Here is a 17506-nt window from a genome sequence, read left to right on the forward strand (position 1 = left end):
TCGTTTCCTCTCAGTACTGGCCCACGCGGCCCTCGGCGATGGCGAGCCGTCGGTTGCGACGGAACAACCACGCGCCGAGCGCTGCGAGCACTGCGGTGTGGGCGATGAGGAGCGGCAGGGTGCCACCGCTCCAGACCGATGCGAGCGAGCCGCCTTCGAACAGCACCAGGTTGATCGCTTCGATGGCGAGGGTCGTCGGGAGCAGCCGCGCGGCGGCCGCCATCCATTCCGGATAGAGCGCCAGCGGCATGAACGCGCCGTTGAGCATCAGGACCAGCGAGGTCAGCAGCGAGTGCAGCGCGCCGGTCATCGGGTTGCGGATCGCGATGGCCGCCATGAGGAACGTGAACGCCAGGATGTTCGCCGCCAGCAGCAGGTACGGCACGAGTGCAGACCAGCGCCAGGGGATCTCGATGCCGACCGCGAGCGCGGGAACGAGCGAGGCGAGCACCGCGATGGGCAGTGCGAACACCGTCGCCGTGACGAGCCTGCCGCACATCGCGACCCATGGGGGCGCGGGCGACATGAGCGCGGCGGCGAAGGTGCCGCTGCGCTTCTCCTCGATGAGGTCGGCGACCATGACCTGCCCGGAGTACTGGAGGAACCAGTAGGCGCCGATGGCGATGAGCGTGGCCGGCAGGAGGTCGTCGCGCATGTCGCCCTGGCCCATGACGTACTGCAGGCCGAGGTACATCATGACGCTGATCGCGAGGGTCACGATGTGGCCCAGCGGATGCGCGAGCTGGTTGGCGAGTCCTTTGCGGACTTCTGCGGCCAGGACCGTGGTCCCCGTCCGGATTCCGGCACCGGGTGCCGCTGCGAAGTGTTTAGCCACGGGCGGGCTCCTCGACGAGGGAGAGGAAGACCGCTTCGAGGTTCGGCTGGATCTGCGCGAGCGATCGCAGCGGCAGGCCTTGTCCCCGAAGCGACTCGATGAGCGCGTACAGGTCGTCGCCGTCCTGCACCTGCCCGGTGATGACGGTGTCCTCGTCGCCGCGTGCGGCGGTGAAGCCGTCGGGCAGCACGACCGGTTCGGTCCGGGCCTCGACCCGGATCTCGTAGTGGTCGTGCTTTCTGAACTGGGAGAGGAGGGTTCCGGTTGGCAGGTCGGTCACGAACCTGCCTTCCCTGATGACCGCGACGCGGTCGCAGAGCTCCTCGACGACGTCGAGCTGGTGGGTGGTGAGCAGGATCGTCTTGCCCTCGTCGCGGGCGAGGGCTCGGATGAGGTCCTTGACGGTGCGGGTGGCGGCGACGTCGAGGCCGAGCGTGGGCTCGTCGAGCAGGATGATGGCGGGGTCGGCGATGAGCGCGGCCGCGATGGCGACCTTCTGCTGCATCCCCCGGGAGAAGCCGCCGACCTTCTCGTGCCGGCGTTCCCACAGGCCGAGGTCGGTGAGGAGCCGCTCAGCCCTGGCGGCCGCGGCGGATCTGCGCAGGCCCTTCAAGCGTCCGAAGTAGATGAGGTTCTGCCAGGACGAGAGTGTCCAGTAGACGTTGCGCGAGCCTTCGAGGACGGCACCGAACTGGGCCATGGCCGAGGCGCGCTGCCTGACGACGTCGAAGCCGCCGAGGCTCGCCGTGCCGGAGGTGGCCGAGAGCAGCCCGGCGAGGATCTTGATCGTGGTGGTCTTGCCGGCCCCGTTGGGGCCGAGGAATCCGATGACGGATCCGGGTTCGACGGTTAGGGAGACGCCGTCGACGGCGAGCGGTCCGGAGTCGCCGTATCGCTTGGTGAGGTCGGTGATCGCGATGGCGGGGGCTGGCATGGCGGTTCCTTTCAGCAGGTCCAGTGGCGGGTCAGAAGGATTCGGGGCCGAAGCGCCCCCAGGCGGTGAACGCGGCGAGCGCGAACAGGACGGCGTTGACGGCGATCGCGCTGAACTCGCCGCGTCGTCCGTGGGTGACGGCGGCGCCGATCATGAGGGCGGCCAAGCCGGCTGCGGCGACGGGAACGAGCACGGTCGCGATGTCGAGCAGGGCGGGCAGGACCAGCCCCACCGCGCCGAGGACCTCGAGGAGGCCGATGCCCTTCACTGCGGGGAGCGGGAAGTCCTCGACCCAGGCCATGCCGCTGTTCTGCAGCTTCTCCTTGCCGCTGAACAGGGTGAGCGTCCCGGCGAGGAGGAAGACGAGTGCGAGGAGGGAGGCGGTGATCCAGAGAGCGAGGTGCATGCGGGGACTCCTGTCGGAATTTCACTAGAGTTGTTCACTAGTGATCATCACTAGTATTACACTCTAGGCATGAGCATCGTCAAGGGCACCGGCAAGCGGGCCGAGAAGGCCCGACTCACCAGGCGCAAGATCCTCGCCGCCGCCGAGCGGCTGTTCATCGAGCACGGCTACGGGGCCACCACGGTGCAGGACGTCGCCGACGCCGCCGGCGTAGCGGTGCAGACCATCTACTTCAGCTTCGGCAACAAGCGCACCCTGATGAAAGAACTGGTCGACGTCGCGATCGCTGGCGACGACGAGCCGGTCCCCACGATGCAGCGGCAGTGGTTCCTCGACGCCCTCGCCGCCCCCACCGCCACCGAGCTGCTCGCCGGATTCACGGCCGGCAGCGCCGACATCCAGGCCCGCCTCGCCCCAGTCCTCAAGATTGCCGAAACCGCCGCCGCCACCGACCCGGAACTCGCCGAAATCTGGCGCAGCGACACCGACCCCCGCTACACCGTCTGCACCGAAGCCGCGACCGCCCTGCTCACCAAACCCGATGCAGCCCAAGGCATCGAACCCGCCCACGCCGCCGACGTCCTCTACGGCCTCACGAGCCCCGAGCTCTACCTCGTCATGGTCAAATCCCGACACTGGACCACCGACCAATGGTCCCGATGGACCCTGGAGACCCTGCGGGCCCAGCTTTGCCGCAGCGACTGAAAACCAGGACAAAGACCCGCTGAATGCATCGGGCCGACTCGCCATCGCAGGACTGAGGGCCGCCAGAGGCTCAGCGAACTGGGCATTTGGCGTCAGGCGACGATGTCGGAGCCCGCGGTTACGCTCGGAAGCATGTACGGCGAGCTGTTCCCCAGGGACCGGACCGAGGTCGCCCCGGGTGCGGTGCTGATACCGGATTGGCTCGATGAGCAGCGGCAGCGCGAGCTGGTCGCGGCATGTCGCGAATGGGCTCGGCCTCCGGCTGGCATGCGCACCGTTCGCACTCCGGGCGGCGGCGTCATGTCGGCAAAGGTGGTGGCGCTCGGCTGGCACTGGCGCCCGTATCACTTCTCGAAGACGGCCGACGACGGGTCACCCGTGAAGCGGTTCCCTCCCGAACTCGGCGACCTCGCCGACCGGGCGATCACGGACGCCTTCGGCCGAGCGCCGGACGACGGCCCCCAGTACGACATGGCGCTGCTCAACTTCTACGACGCCAAGGCGCACATGGGCATGCACCAGGACAAGGACGAGCTCTCGAAGGCCCCTGTCATATCGCTGAGCCTGGGCGACGCGTGCGTCTTCCGCTTCGGCAACACCGAATCGCGCTCGCGGCCTTACACCGACCTGGAACTGCGCAGTGGGGACCTGTTCGTCTTCGGAGGCCCTTCGCGCCTCGCATTTCACGGCGTACCGCGGATCCTGCCCGGCACCGCCCCCAGACCGCTCGGCCTCACCGGCCGCCTCAACCTGACCCTGCGCGCCACCGGCCTCGACCCCCGCTTACCGAGCCGGCTCCCGAATCGCGCAAACAAAAACACCAGGCCGATGAATCGGCCTGGTGTCTAAGGAAAACTTTGGCTGGGGTACCTGGACTCGAACCAAGAACAACGGAACCAGAAACCGCCGTGTTGCCAATTACACCATACCCCAATGGTGCCTTAGCGCCTCAAATCTGCAGGCGCCGACGAGAGACAACTGTACCGGATGCGCCCGCGCCCCTACAAACGGGTTCCTGTGACGGGGGCAACGCGTCGGCAAGGGCGCGGGGCGTTCGGGGTCAGGCCGCGGCGAAGGCGGGTTCGGTGGTGGTGCGGCGCAGGTCGGTGCGCAGGTAGAGGAGGGCCAGGGCGGTGAAGGCCGCGAGGATGAGGAGGTCGGCGGCGTGCGCGACGGGGGCCGTGCGGGTGATGCGGCTGAGCGGGAAGGCCACGCTGGCGAGGATGAGGAGGCCGCCGAGCCAGACGGGCGCGAGCCGGGACCAGGCCAGGGCGATGCCGAGGGCGCAGAGGCTCAGCGGGAAGGCCGGGCCGGGGAGCCACAGGACGAAGGCGGAGGCGACGGGGTGCGCGGCGGCGGCCTCGAGGGATTCGGGGCCGGGGATCGCGAAGATGGCCTCGAAGAACCCCTGGAGGCTGAAGGCCATGCCGCCGGCGAAGCCGGCGAGGGCCAGGAGGATGCCGGCGCCGCCGACCCAGGGCTTCCATGCGGCGATCCGCTCCCAGACGCCGAGGATGCCGTAGATCCAGGCGACGGTGCTGATCATGAGGACGACGCTGGCGGTGGTGCCGTACCGGTCGCTCTCCCAGAGGAAGGTCGCGGTGGCGCCGAGCAGTGGTCCGGCGAGGAGCGAGAGGAAGTGCAGGTGTCTGATCATGTAGACAGACTATATGTAGCTGGTCTACATATCAAGACCGTCTACCTATGAGGGCGTAGGCTGGGGCCATGGACGCTGACGGCATTCACGGCCAGCTCGACACCCTCATCCTCGCGACCCTCAAACGCGGTGAGGCGCATGGCTACGCGATCATCGCGGCGCTCAAGGAGTCGAGCGGCGAGCAGCTCGACCTGCCCAGCGGCACGGTCTACCCGGCGCTGCGGCGCCTGGAGCGGGCCGGGTACGCGGCCGGGAAGTGGACGCAGGCCTCGGGGCGGCGGCGCCGGGTCTACGCGATCACCGACGAGGGCCTAGCGGCGCTCGCGAAGGGCCGCGAGGACTGGCTGGCGCTGCGCGAGGTCATGAGCGCGGTCCTGGGCCCGTGAACGGGTACGTCGACGCGGTCACCGCATCCCTGCGGGGCCCGCGGCGGCTGCGGGCCGACATGGTCGCCGAGCTCGGCGGCGGGTTCGAGGAGGCGGTCGCCGAGCGGATCGACGCGGGCATGGAGCGAGAGCGCGCGCTCGCCGACGCGGCGGCCGAGTTCGGCGAGCCGCATCTGATCGCGGCCGAGTTCCAGCGGGAGCTCGCGGCCGCGCAGGCGCGCCGCACCGCCTGTACGCTCCTGATCGGTCTGCCCGCGTTGACGATCATGTGGGACCTCTTCGGCGGCGAAGGCGACCCCGGCCTGGCCGTGACGCTGCTGGCCAGGCTCATCGACCTCGCCACGGCGGCGGCGTTCACGGTGGCCGCCCTGGTCGTCGCCCGGCGCCTCGAACGGCGGGCCGCCGCCCTGTGCGGCACGGTCGGCCTCACGCACCTCGTTGTGGCCCTAGGCGGTTCGCTCCTCATCGCGGTCATCGGCTCCCACGAGCCGGCCGATGTCCCTGCCGCATGGCTGCTGCTGCCGGTCGCCTCGGCGCTCGGGTCGGCGTGGATCGCCGGATCGGCGCTGCGCTCCCTGCGCGTCGGCCGCGCCGCGAACTGAGCGGATCGCTTTCGCACACCGGGCAACCAGGGGGCCAATCGGCGCGTACTAGGCGTGTCGGACCACGCCGAATCCACCACACCGCGGCCGGTCCGGCCCCTACCCGTCACCTGAAAGAGGCCCCGTGAAGACCGAGGAGCAACAAGAGGCCGAGTTCCGATCCTTCGCCATCGCCCAGCGCGACAGCCTGCGCAGGTACGCGTACCTGCTCTGCGGGGACTGGTTCGAGGCCGACGACATCGTGCAGAAGGCGCTCACCAAGATGTTCGCGGCCTGGCGGCGCATTGAACCGGGCGGCGCTTCGGCGTACGTCCGCAAGATCGTCACCAACGTGTACATCTCCCATCGGCGTCTCGCCTGGGTCCGCCGCGAGCGGACCAGTCCCGAACTGCCCGTTCAGGAAATCGACCGTCCACAAGAGGCCGTGGATGTGCGGATGGAGCTGGAGGCGGCACTGAACCTGCTGCCCGCCAGGCAACGCGCGACGCTCGTACTCCGCTATTGGGAGCAACTGTCCGTAGAAGAGACCGCGACCGCCATGAGCTGTTCGACGGGAACCGTGAAGAGCCAGTCCGCCAAGGGCCTGCGCAAGCTGAAAGAGCTCCTCAACGACTCCCGCGTCCTGGCCCGGGTCTAGCGGAAGGAAGCGACTAGCGATGAACCTGCAAGACGACCCAGGTGCGGTGTTCCGCACCGTCATGCCCGAAGCCCCGCCCCCGCCCCGGCAGCTCGACCTCGACCAGGTCGTGCGCGACGGCTACCGCGCCCGCCGCCGCCACCAGATGGTGCTCGGCGGAGCCGCCACCACCGGAGTGGCCGCCGTCGCCGCCGTGCTCGCGCTGACCGTGGTCGGACTCCCCGGGTCCTCAGCCGACCCGGCCGACGACCCGGCCAGCAATAGCGCCGCCGCACCGCCCGCCGAAGAGGAGGCCGTCGACGACCCGGCCATGTCCGGGTACCCGTACGCCGAGGAGGACCAGTTCGACTCGGAAGCCGAGCAGAACGCCCTGCACGAGGGCGCGATGGCGGGGTTCAAGCCGCTGCTCGACCAGGTCGGGGTCGTCCTGACCGACGATGTGCCGCTCGAGTTCAACACGCGCCAGTCGCCCGGCAACTACGGGCAGACCTGGCTGCGCAGCTACATCACCGGCGCTTCGAACGACGAGGGCGACGGCGGCGAGGAGGACGTGGTCCTGCGCGTCAAGGCGCTGCTGCCCGGCGGCTGGACCGCCGAGCCCGGGCCGGTCACCGAGCAACTGTTCCCGCAGCACGTCATCAGCGCCAGCGGCAGCCCGTGGCAGGAGAATGCGGACTGGACCGACGAGCTGAAGACCAGCGACCTCGGCGACGGCCGCACCCTCACCACGGTGGATCACGGGTGCGCCTACGAGGCCCTGATCACCTACCCCAACGGCAGTGGCCTGCACGCCTCCTGGGACATGGGCTGCGGCGAGGGGACCTCCGAGTACGAGATCAGTCTGGAGGAGCTCACCACTGCGATGACGGCGATGCCCGAGGTCGATTACGACACGAGCGAGCTGAGCCCCGTCGGCGAGCTGCTGGAGGTGCCGACCGGCTGGCTCTACGACCCCGAATGGGAGGAGGCGGCGCAGGAGCCCGCCGAAGCCTCGATCAGCGCAGCTGACGACGTGCTCAGCGAGATCCTCCCGGGCGCCTCGCTCGACGGCGCGTTCGGGAGCTTCATCGGCATGGTGGATCGCGGTACGGTCGTGAACCGCTCGTACTACTCCACAGGAACCCTGCCGTTCACGACGACGATCGACTCGTCGGTCGACGACATCGGGATCCAGTTCAGCTACACGTTGCCCGGCGGCTGGCTGCCGGGCATCACCGAGGGGCGCGGCCCGGAGCTGGCGCGCTGCCAGCCCAGTTCCACCTGCGAGACGACCACCGACGAGGACGGCACCATCTGGGCGTTCGAGTCCGCCGAAGCGCTCCACGAACCCACCGAGGAGGAGATCGCGGCCGGGATGGACTTCGAGCCGTTCACGGAGCACATACTGGAGGTCACGCGCTTCCACCCGGACGGCTGGGCCGTCTCCATCTGGACGCAGTGGCAGGACGAGTCCGAGGTGAACGCCGACCTGATCGCCGATCTCCTGGCCGCGATGCCCGCACCGCAGTACGACGCCTCGGCGACGCCCGTGATCCCAGCGGAGTAGCGACGCCGTCGGATACGACGAAGCGGGGGCCCGACTCATCGAGTCGGGCCCGCGCCTTCCCCCGTCGCGGCGGCCGCTGCAATGGCCGCCCGTTCCGGAGCGCCCGGGTCGGATCGCGCTCGTCGTGCTCGCTACAGGACCTGCCAGTCGCGGGAGCCGAGGTACTCCGGTCGGTGCTTCTCGGCCGCGAACGGCGCTTCCAGGGCGTTCTCGACGCTGTTGAACACGATGAACAGGTTCGAGCGCGGGAACGGCGTGATGTTCCCGTTCGAGCCGTGCATGCAGTTCGAGTCGAACCAGATCGCCGAGCCGGCCGGGCCCGTGAACTGGTGGATGCCGTGCTTGTCGGCGAGCATCCGCAGCGAGTCGTGGTCGGGCGTGCCGACCTCCTGCTTCACCAGCGAGGCCTTGTGGTTGTCCTCGGGGGTCGCGCCGACGCACGAGACGAACGTCTGGTGCGAGCCCGGCATGATCATCAGCGAACCGTTGAAGTGGTAGTTCTCGGTCAGCGCCAAGGAGAGGCTGACCGCGCGCATGCGCGGCATCCCGTCCTCGGCGTGCCAGGTCTCGAAGTCCGAGTGCCACTCGAACGGCGCGCCGCCGAAACCGGGCTTGTAGTTGACGCGGCTCTGGTGCACGTACACGTCCGAGCCCAGGATCTGGCGGGCGATCCCGGCGATCCGCTCGTCGCGGATGAGCGCCGCGAAATGCTCCGAGAGCCGGTGCACGTCGAAGACCGAGCGGATCTCGGCGGTGCTGCGCTCGCGGATCACGCGCTCGTCGCCGTCGAGGGCCGGGTCCCGCAGGATCTGGTTGAGTTCGGTCTGGGCCGCGGCGAGCTCGGCCGGCTCGAGCAGCTCCTCGATGGCGGTGAAGCCGTCGAGTTCGTGCGTGTCGAGCTGCGACTCGCTGAGCGGCCCGTCGCCGGGGCGGCCCCAGACTGCGGGGTCCTCGGTGCGGTAGACCAGGCGCGGTTCCTTGAAGCGCCGGGTCGGGTAGAGGTCGGTGGACTGCATCGTCGTTCGCTCCTCACTGCGCCGCAGGGCTTGCGGCTCTGGATCGGCTAGTCGTCGTCTTCGGTCAGGAGGGGGTAGGTGCCGTCGGCGTCGTGTACCTCGCGGCCGGTGACCGGCGGGTTGAACACGCATACGCAGCGCAGGTCCTGCTCGACGTCGAGCGTGTGCCGCTCGCCCCCGTTGAGCAGGTACATCGTTCCCGGCGCGAGCGCGTGCACGTCGCCGGTCTCCAGGTCGCGGAGCTTGGCGGAGCCTTCGATGACGTACACGGCCTCGACGTGGTTGGCGTACCGCATCGTGGTGGAGGTCCCGGCGAACAGGACCGTGTCGTGCAGCGAGAAGCCGACGCCGTCGCGGGCGAGCAGGAGGCGCCGCGAGCGCCACGTGCCGGTGGCCTGGTCGCGGTCGCCGCCTTCGACGTCGGCGTCGGTGCCGATGAGGTCTTCGAGCCTTCTGACGATCATGCGGACTCCGTCCCGAGCGTGCCGGCGGCGGCCGCTTCCTTCTCGACTGTCGCAACGGCTTCGCGGACGATGGCGATGCCCTCTTCGAAGTCGGCTTGGGTGGTGGTGAGCGGCGGGAGGAACTTGACCACCTCGTCCTCGGCGCCGGAGGTCTCCATGAGCAGGCCGTTCGCGAAGGCCTCGTGGCAGACCTGGCCCGCGTGGGCCGGGTCTTCGAAGACCATGCCGCGGGCGAGGCCGCGGCCGCGGGTGGTGATGCCGAGGTCGGGGTGGCTGGCGGCGATGTCGGCGAGCTCGGCGTCGAGCCAGGCGCCGTCGCGGTCGACGCCGGCGGTGAAGTCGTCGTTGCGCCAGAAGGTCTCGAGCGCGGCCGTGGCGGTGACGAACGCGGGCGCGAACCCGCGGAAGGTCCCGTTGTGCTCCCCCGGCTCCCACACGTCGAGGTGCGGTTTCATGAGGGTGAGCGCGAACGGCAGGCCCATGCCGGACAGCGACTTCGAGAGGGTCACGATGTCCGGGTAGATCCCGGCGCGCTCGAACGAGAAGAACGGTCCCGTTCGGCCGCAGCCCATCTGGATGTCGTCGACGATGAACAGCATGTCGTGCTCGCGGCACACGTCCTGGAGCCCGCGCAGCCATTCGTCGGTGGCGACGTTGATGCCGCCCTCGCCCTGCACGGTCTCGACGATGACCGCCGCGGGCTGGTCGAGGCCGGAGCCCGAGTCCTCCAGGAGGCTGCGCAGCCACAGGAAGTCGGGGGTCTGGCCGTGCATGTAGTTGTCGTAGGGCATGGTCGCGGCGTTGTTGAGCGGGACGCCCGCGCCGCCGCGCTTCATCGAGTTCCCGGTGACCGCGAGGGCCCCGAGGGTCATGCCGTGGAAGCCGTTCGTGAAGGACACGACGGTCTCGCGGCCGGTGTACTTGCGCGCGAGCTTGAGCGCGGCTTCGACGGCGTTGTTCCCGGCCGGGCCGGGGAACTGGACCTTGTACTCGAGGTTCCTGGGCGCGAGTACGACGTCGCGGAAGGACTCGAGGAAGGAGCGCTTGGCGCCCGAGTAGGTGTCGAGGGTGTGGACGACGTTGTCCTCGGCCAGGTAGGCCAGCAGAGCCTCCTTGAGCACGGGGTGGTTGTGCCCGTAGTTGAGCGAACCCGCACCGGCGAAGAAGTCGATGTACGACCTTCCCTGCTCGTCGGCGATGCGGCTGCCCTTCGCGGTGGTGAACACCGTGGGCCAGTTGCGGCAGTAGGAGCGGACTTCTGATTCGACCTGTTCGAAAACCTGCATGATCTCTTCTTCGTCTGCCTGTTGGCTGTTCTCCGCTTCCCGGCACGCGCTGCTTGGGGCGCACGCCGGGCGCATACCCGGGCCGGCACGTCTGGTCGACGCCCGGGTAGGGCTTGACTCAGTCCGGCAGCGGGCCGTCGAGCGTCCGCGCCGGGCCCGTGAAGGGTCCGATCCGGTGGAGCACTTCCGACTCATGGCCGGAGCCGAGCTCACGCTCAGAGAACAGCACGTCGCGCGTCAGGTCCGCGCCGTTCGCCTCGGCGAACGACTCGAACAGGCGCATCGACGCTTTGTTTTCCGGAGTCACCGTCGTCTCGACGTAGCGGACTCCGTTGGAGCGCATGCGAAGGACCGCGTGGTCCAGCATGGTCCGAGCCAGTCCCCGGCGGCGGAAGCCGGGTGCGACCGCGACCTGCCAGACGAAGTACACGTCCGGCGCTTCGGGCCTGCGGTAACCGGTGATGAAACCCGCGACGGCACCGCGCAGATCGCGGGCGACGACGCTGGTCGCCGCGAAGTCGCGGCACCACAGCAGGTAGGCGTACCTGCTGTTGACGTCGAGATTGCCCGCTTCGCGGGCGAGGTTCCACAGGTCGGTCCCCTCGGCGGGGGTGGGCGAGCCGAAGCTCAGGTCCCCGCTGGGATCGATCGCTTCCTTGACCTGGGTGGCCGGGCCCTGCGGACCTCTGTCACTTGCGTCACCGGATGGCATGCGACGACGGTAGCAAAGAAAACGACGACTGTTAAGGCCAACCGAACGATATTGTGAAGTCCAGGTTGAAGATCTATTGCTCGATGGACTCCGCCACATGCCCCTGCGGGTCGAGCCGCTCGAGGCCCGCCCGCTCGGTGATCGACTTGCGCAGCGCCAGCTCGGGGTCGACCCCCGCGGCCCGCGCAGCCGCCACGGCGGCGAGCAGGAAGTCGCCCACTTCGTCCGCTTCGAGCTTGAGGCCCTCGGGCAGCTCCGGCAGTTCCATCTCCTCGCCCTGGTCGTTGAAGCGCTCGATGACCTTGGCGGCCAAGGAGAGCGAGGGCAGCTGACGCGAGACGCCGTCGGCCGGGTGGTCGCGGTGCGGCTTCTCGGCGGCCTTGGCCTCGTTCCAGTGCGCGTAGAGGTCGTCCGGGTCGGCGTCGCCCCACACGTGCGGGTGGCGGCGGATGATCTTCTCGACCAGGTCCCCCGCGACCTCGTCGATGTCGAAGTCCTCGGCCAGCGAGGCGTGCAGGAACGGCTGGAACAGCAGGTCCCCGAGCTCTTCGCGCAGCTCATCGGGGTCGCCCCCGGCGATGGCGTCCAGGACCTCGTACGACTCCTCGAGCAGGTACGGGCCGAGCGTCTCGTGCGTCTGCTCGTGGTGCCACGGGCAGCCGTCCTCGGCGTGCAGCCGCGCCACGGCCTCGACCAGGTCGAGCAGACGGGCGCCGGGCGGATCCCAAGAGCCGTAGACGATCTCGAGCTCGATCTCACCGCCCGCCACGTACTCGGCGAGGGCTTCGCGCAGTTCCTCGTCGCCCTCCTCGCCCACGATCCAGACGCCGCCGGTCTCGATGAACTCGGCGGCGTCCTCCACGAGCTCCACGTCGATCCCGGCGTCGCGCACCGCCTCGACGGTGGGGCTCTCGAAGAACGCGGCCACCGCCTCGGCGTCCTGCAGGGCGTCCCAGGCCTCGACGGTGAGCAGCCCGGCGGGGATCCGCGGGGAGGTCAGGAGCCAGGTGATGTCGCTCAACGCTGCGGCACCTCGACCTCGAACACGCCCACGAGCGGGCTGATGTCGAGCGCGCCGTAGCGCGGGTTCACGGCGATGTCGTACTCGGTGATGTACTCGCTCAGGTCGTCGGCGAAGCCGGCCTGCTGCTCGCCCCACATCTGCACGACCTGCTGCAGGACCGCGGGGTCGGACTGCGCGGCCACGTTGAACTCCGCGAGCTGCTCCTGAGAGAGGTTCTGCGAGGCGAGCCAGCCCTCGACCACGCGCTGCAGCAGGTCCTGGTCGCTCCCGACGGCGCTGTTCAGCGCCTCGAACTCGGCGTCGGTCAGCTCGCGCGGCTCGGCGGCCGAGGCGATCTCGTCGTAGTACGCGGCGGCTTCGATGTACCGGGCCTCGAATTCGTCCGCTGCATTGTTCGTGTCGGGGGCCTCCAGGCCCAAGGCCTGGCCGAGCTCGGCGAAGAGCACGATGAACGCGGCCTTCTGGCGGCTGTCCCCGTAGCTCACGTCATCGAGCGTCGCGCCCTGCTCGAAGTAGGAGTCCATCTCCGCGTCCACAAACCCGTCAAGGGTGGCCTCCGTGACGCGCTGGTCCCCCACGAACATCGCGGCCCCCTGCTCACTCCCGCAGGCCCCCAACGCCAAAAGTCCGACCGACGCCACCGCGACAATCCTGAGTCTGCGCACAGCACTTCCCTTCCACTCGACAACCTCTGTGACCTTAGCCTCACCCAAGGTTCCTCCACAATCCGGTGCACCTAGGACGCTTCGCGGTGTCAGGATCCCGACATGAGGGTTCACGAAACGAGTTCGCTTCACTACCCTCCGCAGTCATGTCAAGAAAGAAGCAATCCTTCATCATGAAGAACGCGGGCTACCTTCTCTTGGTCCTTGCGATCGTCTTCTGGGCTATGCGCGATATCGGGCCGGGAACGGCCCTAATCGCCTTCGGGTTCGCCGGAACGTGGACGCTCGTCGGAGCGCCGGTCTGGTGCGGTGCGGAAACCCGAAAGGGCCTGAGCTGCCGCAAGAACTCCTATGGGCTCCTGCTGGGCTGCTCCTACAACCAGCATCGCTGGCAGAAGATCAGCGACCTATTCAAGCCCAAGGAGATCCGGGAAGCGTTCCGGGGATGGTTTACCGGTGCCGCCAACCGGATCGCAACCTGCGCACTCGCCATTTCGGCGATGGGGACGCTAATTACCCTCTCGCAGTTCCTCATGAGCTTCGCGTAGATAGGAACGAGGGCCGACCGATCCCCACCAGATCGGTCGGCCCGTTGCGGGGCGCTCGCTCGGCCCGGTGCCTGGAGCATCACCGGGCCGGGGCGCTCCCGGTTCAGTGCGGCTTCTTGACGACCTTGCGGGTCTCGGCGACGATCCAGGGGCACCAGCGGTCGCGGTTCCACGCGCCGTGCCAGTACGGCGGTTCGCCGATGCCCTCAAGGAACGTGGCCGCCGGGTTCGGACCGCCGCCGTTGTCGCGGCAGTCGACCCGGATCACGTTGGGGTCCTTGGCGGTCTGGAAGACCGTGAAGATCGCGGGTCCGCGCTGGAACTCGCCGAGGAGCTGGTCTTCGGTCTCAGCCACTGCACACCCGCACACTTCCGGTCGCCGGTGGGCGCCCGTTGTAGAAGGCCATGAACGCCTGGTCCTTCACCCACGACTTCCATTCGGCGCTGGCCGAGCGCCAGCCGTCTCCCCATGTGGCCCTGAGGTTCCAGGACGTCAACCCCGAGACCACGACCACGATGTCCGCCGCGTCGCCTCCCGCAAACACCTGGAACGAGTCCGGCGCTTCGGTGCTCGAAGCGCGGACGGTGAAAAGGCGCTGGCCGTCGCTGAACTGCCCCCGAGTCAGCGGATCGGGCGCGCCATGTCGCGCACTCAATTCCTCTCGCATCACTGGTTTCCCCTCCATCCAGTTCGGCGTCGATGGCTCGAGAGTAGGGAGAAGTGGGCACTGCCTCAAGACGAAACACCAGGTCGGACAGTTGCCAATCGGCCCCTTCATATACGTTGTGCCACAACAATGTGGCAGTATGGTCCGCCAAACTGCCACACAGAACACACGACCACTTGAGGTTGCACAATCGGTTGTGATTGCGATACTGAGTGGATGTCGACGGTTTCAGAACTTCGCAAGGTTGTCGGCCGAGAACTGAAGGCGCAGCGCGAGTTGGCGGGTGAGAAGATCACCGATCCCGAAGCGGGCGCGATTATCGGTTCTACTCGGACACTCAGGAGGATCGAAGAGGGCAAGTCCACGAGGGTTACGTTCGCGGGCATCGGGAGGCTCCTGGAGTACTACGGCGCTCCCGACAAGGTCCGGTTCGAGATGGAGCGCATCTGGCGCTTCATGGACGACAAGATCTGGGCCCAGCCCAGCCACGCGGTCGAAAACTCGGGATGGGATGCCTACCTGGAGTTCGAGCGCATGGCGGTCGGGCTCGATCAGTACGAGACCACCTTCGTACCCGGCCCTCTTCAATCGATGGGCTACATGAGCCGCCTCTTCGAACGGGGTGCTGCACCCGAACGCATCCCGATCCTGATCGAGAACCGCCTTGCCAGGCAGACAGAGCTCATCGGAAAGGTCGATCCAGTGAGGCTGCGATTCCTCTTTTCAGAGGCAGTCCTTCGAGGTGGCTGCGACGACCAACAACTCGCTCACATGCTGAAACTCGACGCGCATCCTAGCGTGACCATCAAGTTCCTGCCGCTTGCAGACGGGCCGTATCCGATGTTGAATGTGCCCTTCTCAGTACTATCCTTCAGGAACACCGAGGAACCCAGCATCGTCTATCTGGAGAGCCCGTTCGAGCGTCGTTTCTACGAGGACAGCGCCGCCGTGGGCAAGTACCACCAGATCTTCGAAGGAGGGCTCCGACAAGCCAAGTCTCTGAAGGAGTTCCAGCGATGAGCCAGGATGGGTGGCGCAAGTCCAGCCGGAGCGATGGCACCGAGAACAGCAACTGCGTCGAGGCCCGCCCCGCAGGCACCGGCTTCCAGGTTCGCGACAGCAAGCTGGGCGATGACTCCCCGATCTTCGATCTGAAGACCGTCGACTTCACCGCGCTGCTCCAGCAAGCCGACCGGTAACCCGACCGAAAACGCAAAGCGGCCCCGCCTTCCGGCGGGGCCGTTCGCTTGTGTGGTCAGCGCAGGATTCGTGCCAGTGCCGCTTCACCGGAAGGCTTCCAGGTCGGCTTGCCGCCTGGTCGACCGAGTTCGCCAGCGACACCGATGTCAAGCAGGACAAGGGCCTTGATAAGCGCTCGGCCGCGAGCACGGAGCACCACTGATTCTTCGGCTGCCTTGTAGGCGTTGAAGAAGGGCTCAGCGGCCCCGTCTGGAAGGAGGATCCAGGCGGCGGCGAGGTCGACTGCGGGGTCGCCGACGAAGACGTCGCCGAAGTCGATCACGCCCGCGAGGGCGCCGTCATCGACCACGACGTTGGCGGGGTGGAGGTCGCCGTGGAGCCAGACGTCGGGTTGGTCTCTTTGGGGCGCTTCGAGGGCGCCGCGCCAGATGGCGCGGGCTCGGTCGGCGTCGATGCCTCGGTGGCGTGCGAGTGCCTGCTCGAAGTGGTCGTCCATGGCGGCGAGAGGTGCGCCGCGGCCGTCGTTGGCGGGGGTTTCGGGGCCATCGGTGTGGAGTGCGGTGAGGAATTCGGCGAGCACGGTCGCCGATTCAGCGTCGGTGATCGGTGCGATGTCGGCGGGCGTGCCGTGGACCCAAGTGGCGATGAGCCAGGTGTGCGGGAACCGCTCAGTGAGCCGGCCGAGCCGGGTGGGCACGGGCACCGGGAGCGGTAGCCGTGGCGCGATGCCGGGGACCAGGCGGTGCTCTCGCTCAAGGAGTTCGGGGGCGCCTTCGTGGCGGGGGATGCGTACGGCGAGGTCGGGGCCGAGGCGCCACATCTGGTTGGACCAGCCGCCGTCGACGGACTTCAGTTCGAGGCCGGCCAGGTCGGGGTGCTGCTCCTCCAGGAGCTCGCAGAGCAGGTACTCGTCGATCGCCCAGTCGCTCAACCCGAATCCCTTCGCCGCAAGTTCAAGCCCACCCTATCCGCGTGGTTCGGAGGCCCCGGCCGGCAGCGCGAGACATCCTCCTGCCTGAACCTAGTTTTCGCAGGCAGGCGAGCGCAATCGGCGTACCGTGAAGCCGCTCTTGACCCGGTGTTACCCAGGCCGGTGGCGTCCCAGTGGTCTGTCCAATACCAGGACAGCCCACCGGCTGGTCTCGTAAGGGCCGTAGCCGAGCACGAATGAGAAACATCGTCCCAAACGCAACACGACGTCCGTGCAATGCAGGCAGATGGCCAGAGGCTTATGTCGTAGTCTGCTTACCACCATCTCGTTCACCTACACGGATTCCGTATCCCTGTACGTATCTCAATTGTCCGCGCTACAAGTTCGGTCGTCATCACCCACAAGCGTGGAGAACACTCATCTTCCGCGCTGCCCTCACCCGGTCCGGTTGCGCCCCAAAGGCAACGCCGACGACGCCGCCCCTCCCGACCCACCACCCGAAGAACCGGCCCCGCCCCCCACCTCCTCGTCGCCGCCCGCTTGAACGCCGACCCCGAAGACCGCGATGCTGTGGCACGAGCACGCCCCCGCCTCCTCGTCGCCGCCTCAAGCGTTTCTTCAGGCGAGCACACCCCGGTAACGACCCGGGCGCCTGCTCATCCAAGGCCAGAATCCTGGCGAGGCGCGCCAGCGCGGCCTTGATCTGGGCGAGGGAGAGTCCTTGGGCGCGTTGGTAGGTGAAGACCTCGGGGGCGAGCGGGGCGAGGAGCGCGTCGGCGAGGACTTCCGGGGCGTCCGCTGCCCTGAGAAGCGAGAGGACGTGGGCTCGCCAGAAGCCGTAGGCGCCGATTTCGAAGCGGCGGCCGCCGGTCTCGGTGGCGAGGGCGAGGTGGCCGTGGGCGTCGAGGAGGTCGGCCATGGCGTCGTAGAAGGCGGCGAGGCGTTCGGTGGGCGGGGCGCCGGGGCCGAGGGGTGGGGGGCCGGACAAGAGCGAGTGCTGGAGGGCGGTCTCGTGCTCGTCGAGGAGGGCGACCGCGATGGAGGCGACGTCGGGGTAGCGGCGGTAGAGGGTGCCGCGGCCGACGCCGGCGGCTTTCGCGATGTCGTCCATGGTGACCGCGCGCGGGTCCCCGGCCGCGAAGAGGTCGGCCGCGGCGGCGAGGACCTTGGTGCGGTTGCGGGCGGCGTCGGCGCGCTCGGGCTTCATGGTGGCGATCCTAACAGTAAGTGGACATGATGACCGGTTATGCTCGAATAAGTGGACATCGTGTCCGTTTATTTGAG

General features: G+C 68.1%; 22 protein-coding genes, 1 tRNA gene and 1 pseudogene. 9 read left to right on the top strand and 15 right to left on the bottom strand.

Going from position 1 to position 17506, the window contains the following annotated elements:
* Positions 1 to 10: 10 nt before the first annotated feature.
* Genes O2L52_RS12450 through O2L52_RS12460 form a run of 3 tightly spaced genes read right to left on the bottom strand, consistent with a single transcriptional unit; the run spans position 11 to position 2175 of the window.
* The gene (locus O2L52_RS12450) at positions 11 to 835 is read right to left on the bottom strand and encodes an ABC transporter permease (protein ID WP_270115781.1); all 825 of its coding nucleotides are present in this window, start codon (positions 833 to 835) and stop codon (positions 11 to 13) included.
* Entirely contained in the window at positions 828 to 1769 is a 942-nt protein-coding gene (locus tag O2L52_RS12455; RefSeq protein WP_270115782.1) for an ABC transporter ATP-binding protein, read from the bottom strand. Before O2L52_RS12455 ends, O2L52_RS12450 begins: the two co-directional genes overlap by 8 nt.
* A gap of 31 nt (positions 1770 to 1800) precedes the next feature.
* Positions 1801 to 2175 carry a DoxX family protein gene (locus tag O2L52_RS12460; protein WP_270115783.1) on the bottom strand — a complete coding sequence of 125 codons (375 nt, stop codon included), beginning with the start codon at positions 2173 to 2175 and terminating at the stop codon, positions 1801 to 1803.
* Positions 2176 to 2244: 69 nt separating this feature from the next.
* Here O2L52_RS12460 and O2L52_RS12465 point away from each other — a divergent pair, with 69 nt between their 5' ends.
* Positions 2245 to 2880, top strand: coding sequence for a TetR/AcrR family transcriptional regulator (locus tag O2L52_RS12465; protein WP_270115784.1), 636 nt, complete (start codon positions 2245 to 2247; stop codon positions 2878 to 2880).
* A 132-nt stretch (positions 2881 to 3012) separates the two neighbouring features.
* A complete protein-coding gene (locus tag O2L52_RS12470) occupies positions 3013 to 3729 on the top strand; it encodes an alpha-ketoglutarate-dependent dioxygenase AlkB family protein (RefSeq protein ID WP_270115785.1) in 717 nt (238 codons plus the stop codon).
* Positions 3730 to 3738: 9 nt separating this feature from the next.
* Here O2L52_RS12470 and O2L52_RS12475 read toward each other — a convergent pair.
* A tRNA-Gln gene (locus O2L52_RS12475) sits at positions 3739 to 3813 on the bottom strand.
* Between the two features lie 127 nt (positions 3814 to 3940).
* A complete protein-coding gene (locus O2L52_RS12480) occupies positions 3941 to 4537 on the bottom strand; it encodes a hypothetical protein (protein WP_270115786.1) in 597 nt (198 codons plus the stop codon).
* A gap of 68 nt (positions 4538 to 4605) precedes the next feature.
* Between O2L52_RS12480 and O2L52_RS12485 the strand changes: the two genes are divergently transcribed.
* The 4 genes from O2L52_RS12485 to O2L52_RS12500 all read left to right on the top strand — a co-directional run bounded on the left by O2L52_RS12485 (position 4606) and on the right by O2L52_RS12500 (position 7708).
* Entirely contained in the window at positions 4606 to 4923 is a 318-nt protein-coding gene (locus O2L52_RS12485; protein ID WP_270115787.1) for a PadR family transcriptional regulator, read from the top strand.
* The gene (locus O2L52_RS12490) at positions 4920 to 5525 is read left to right on the top strand and encodes a permease prefix domain 1-containing protein (protein WP_270115788.1); all 606 of its coding nucleotides are present in this window, start codon (positions 4920 to 4922) and stop codon (positions 5523 to 5525) included. Before O2L52_RS12485 ends, O2L52_RS12490 begins: the two co-directional genes overlap by 4 nt.
* A 124-nt stretch (positions 5526 to 5649) precedes the next feature.
* Positions 5650 to 6162, top strand: a complete 513-nt coding sequence (locus O2L52_RS12495) for a SigE family RNA polymerase sigma factor (protein WP_270115790.1) — start codon at positions 5650 to 5652, stop codon at positions 6160 to 6162.
* A 19-nt stretch (positions 6163 to 6181) separates the two neighbouring features.
* Positions 6182 to 7708 carry a hypothetical protein gene (locus O2L52_RS12500; protein WP_270115792.1) on the top strand — a complete coding sequence of 509 codons (1527 nt, stop codon included), beginning with the start codon at positions 6182 to 6184 and terminating at the stop codon, positions 7706 to 7708.
* A gap of 131 nt (positions 7709 to 7839) precedes the next feature.
* Here the strand turns inward: O2L52_RS12500 and thpD are convergent, their stop codons facing one another.
* From thpD to O2L52_RS12530, 6 genes are all read right to left on the bottom strand, one after another.
* Positions 7840 to 8724, bottom strand: coding sequence for an ectoine hydroxylase (gene thpD / locus O2L52_RS12505; RefSeq protein ID WP_270115793.1), 885 nt, complete (start codon positions 8722 to 8724; stop codon positions 7840 to 7842).
* A 47-nt stretch (positions 8725 to 8771) separates the two neighbouring features.
* The gene (locus O2L52_RS12510; RefSeq protein ID WP_270115794.1) at positions 8772 to 9188 is read right to left on the bottom strand and encodes an ectoine synthase; all 417 of its coding nucleotides are present in this window, start codon (positions 9186 to 9188) and stop codon (positions 8772 to 8774) included.
* Entirely contained in the window at positions 9185 to 10474 is a 1290-nt protein-coding gene (ectB, locus tag O2L52_RS12515) for a diaminobutyrate--2-oxoglutarate transaminase (RefSeq protein ID WP_270115796.1), read from the bottom strand. Before ectB ends, O2L52_RS12510 begins: the two co-directional genes overlap by 4 nt.
* Positions 10475 to 10592: 118 nt before the next feature.
* The gene (ectA, locus tag O2L52_RS12520; RefSeq protein ID WP_270115798.1) at positions 10593 to 11186 is read right to left on the bottom strand and encodes a diaminobutyrate acetyltransferase; all 594 of its coding nucleotides are present in this window, start codon (positions 11184 to 11186) and stop codon (positions 10593 to 10595) included.
* Between the two features lie 73 nt (positions 11187 to 11259).
* The gene (locus O2L52_RS12525; protein ID WP_270115799.1) at positions 11260 to 12207 is read right to left on the bottom strand and encodes a nucleoside triphosphate pyrophosphohydrolase; all 948 of its coding nucleotides are present in this window, start codon (positions 12205 to 12207) and stop codon (positions 11260 to 11262) included.
* Positions 12204 to 12794, bottom strand: a complete 591-nt coding sequence (locus O2L52_RS12530) for a hypothetical protein (protein WP_270115800.1) — start codon at positions 12792 to 12794, stop codon at positions 12204 to 12206. Before O2L52_RS12530 ends, O2L52_RS12525 begins: the two co-directional genes overlap by 4 nt.
* Before the next feature lie 227 nt (positions 12795 to 13021).
* Between O2L52_RS12530 and O2L52_RS12535 the strand changes: the two genes are divergently transcribed.
* Complete coding sequence (locus tag O2L52_RS12535; protein ID WP_270115801.1) at positions 13022 to 13423, top strand: hypothetical protein; 402 nt, start codon at positions 13022 to 13024, stop codon at positions 13421 to 13423.
* Between the two features lie 103 nt (positions 13424 to 13526).
* On the opposite strand, the gene O2L52_RS12540 is transcribed toward O2L52_RS12535, so the two are convergent.
* Positions 13527 to 13778: a hypothetical protein gene (locus O2L52_RS12540; protein ID WP_270115802.1), complete on the bottom strand. Its 252-nt coding sequence runs from the start codon at positions 13776 to 13778 to the stop codon at positions 13527 to 13529.
* Positions 13771 to 14094 (bottom strand): hypothetical protein, encoded by a 324-nt coding sequence (locus O2L52_RS12545; protein WP_270115803.1) that lies wholly within the window; start codon positions 14092 to 14094, stop codon positions 13771 to 13773. Before O2L52_RS12545 ends, O2L52_RS12540 begins: the two co-directional genes overlap by 8 nt.
* A gap of 213 nt (positions 14095 to 14307) precedes the next feature.
* Here O2L52_RS12545 and O2L52_RS12550 point away from each other — a divergent pair, with 213 nt between their 5' ends.
* Positions 14308 to 15111, top strand: a complete 804-nt coding sequence (locus tag O2L52_RS12550; RefSeq protein ID WP_270115804.1) for a helix-turn-helix domain-containing protein — start codon at positions 14308 to 14310, stop codon at positions 15109 to 15111.
* The gene (locus O2L52_RS12555; RefSeq protein ID WP_270115805.1) at positions 15108 to 15290 is read left to right on the top strand and encodes a DUF397 domain-containing protein; all 183 of its coding nucleotides are present in this window, start codon (positions 15108 to 15110) and stop codon (positions 15288 to 15290) included. The genes O2L52_RS12550 and O2L52_RS12555 overlap by 4 nt, the downstream gene beginning before the upstream one ends.
* Positions 15291 to 15346: 56 nt before the next feature.
* On the opposite strand, the gene O2L52_RS12560 is transcribed toward O2L52_RS12555, so the two are convergent.
* Positions 15347 to 16222: an aminoglycoside phosphotransferase family protein gene (locus tag O2L52_RS12560; RefSeq protein ID WP_270115807.1), complete on the bottom strand. Its 876-nt coding sequence runs from the start codon at positions 16220 to 16222 to the stop codon at positions 15347 to 15349.
* Between the two features lie 667 nt (positions 16223 to 16889).
* Positions 16890 to 17429: pseudogene (locus O2L52_RS12565) on the bottom strand (TetR/AcrR family transcriptional regulator); the annotation flags it as partial.
* Between the last annotated feature and the right edge of the window lie 77 nt (positions 17430 to 17506).

Source organism: Glycomyces algeriensis (assembly GCF_027622855.1).
GTDB lineage: Bacteria > Actinomycetota > Actinomycetes > Mycobacteriales > Micromonosporaceae > Glycomyces > Glycomyces algeriensis.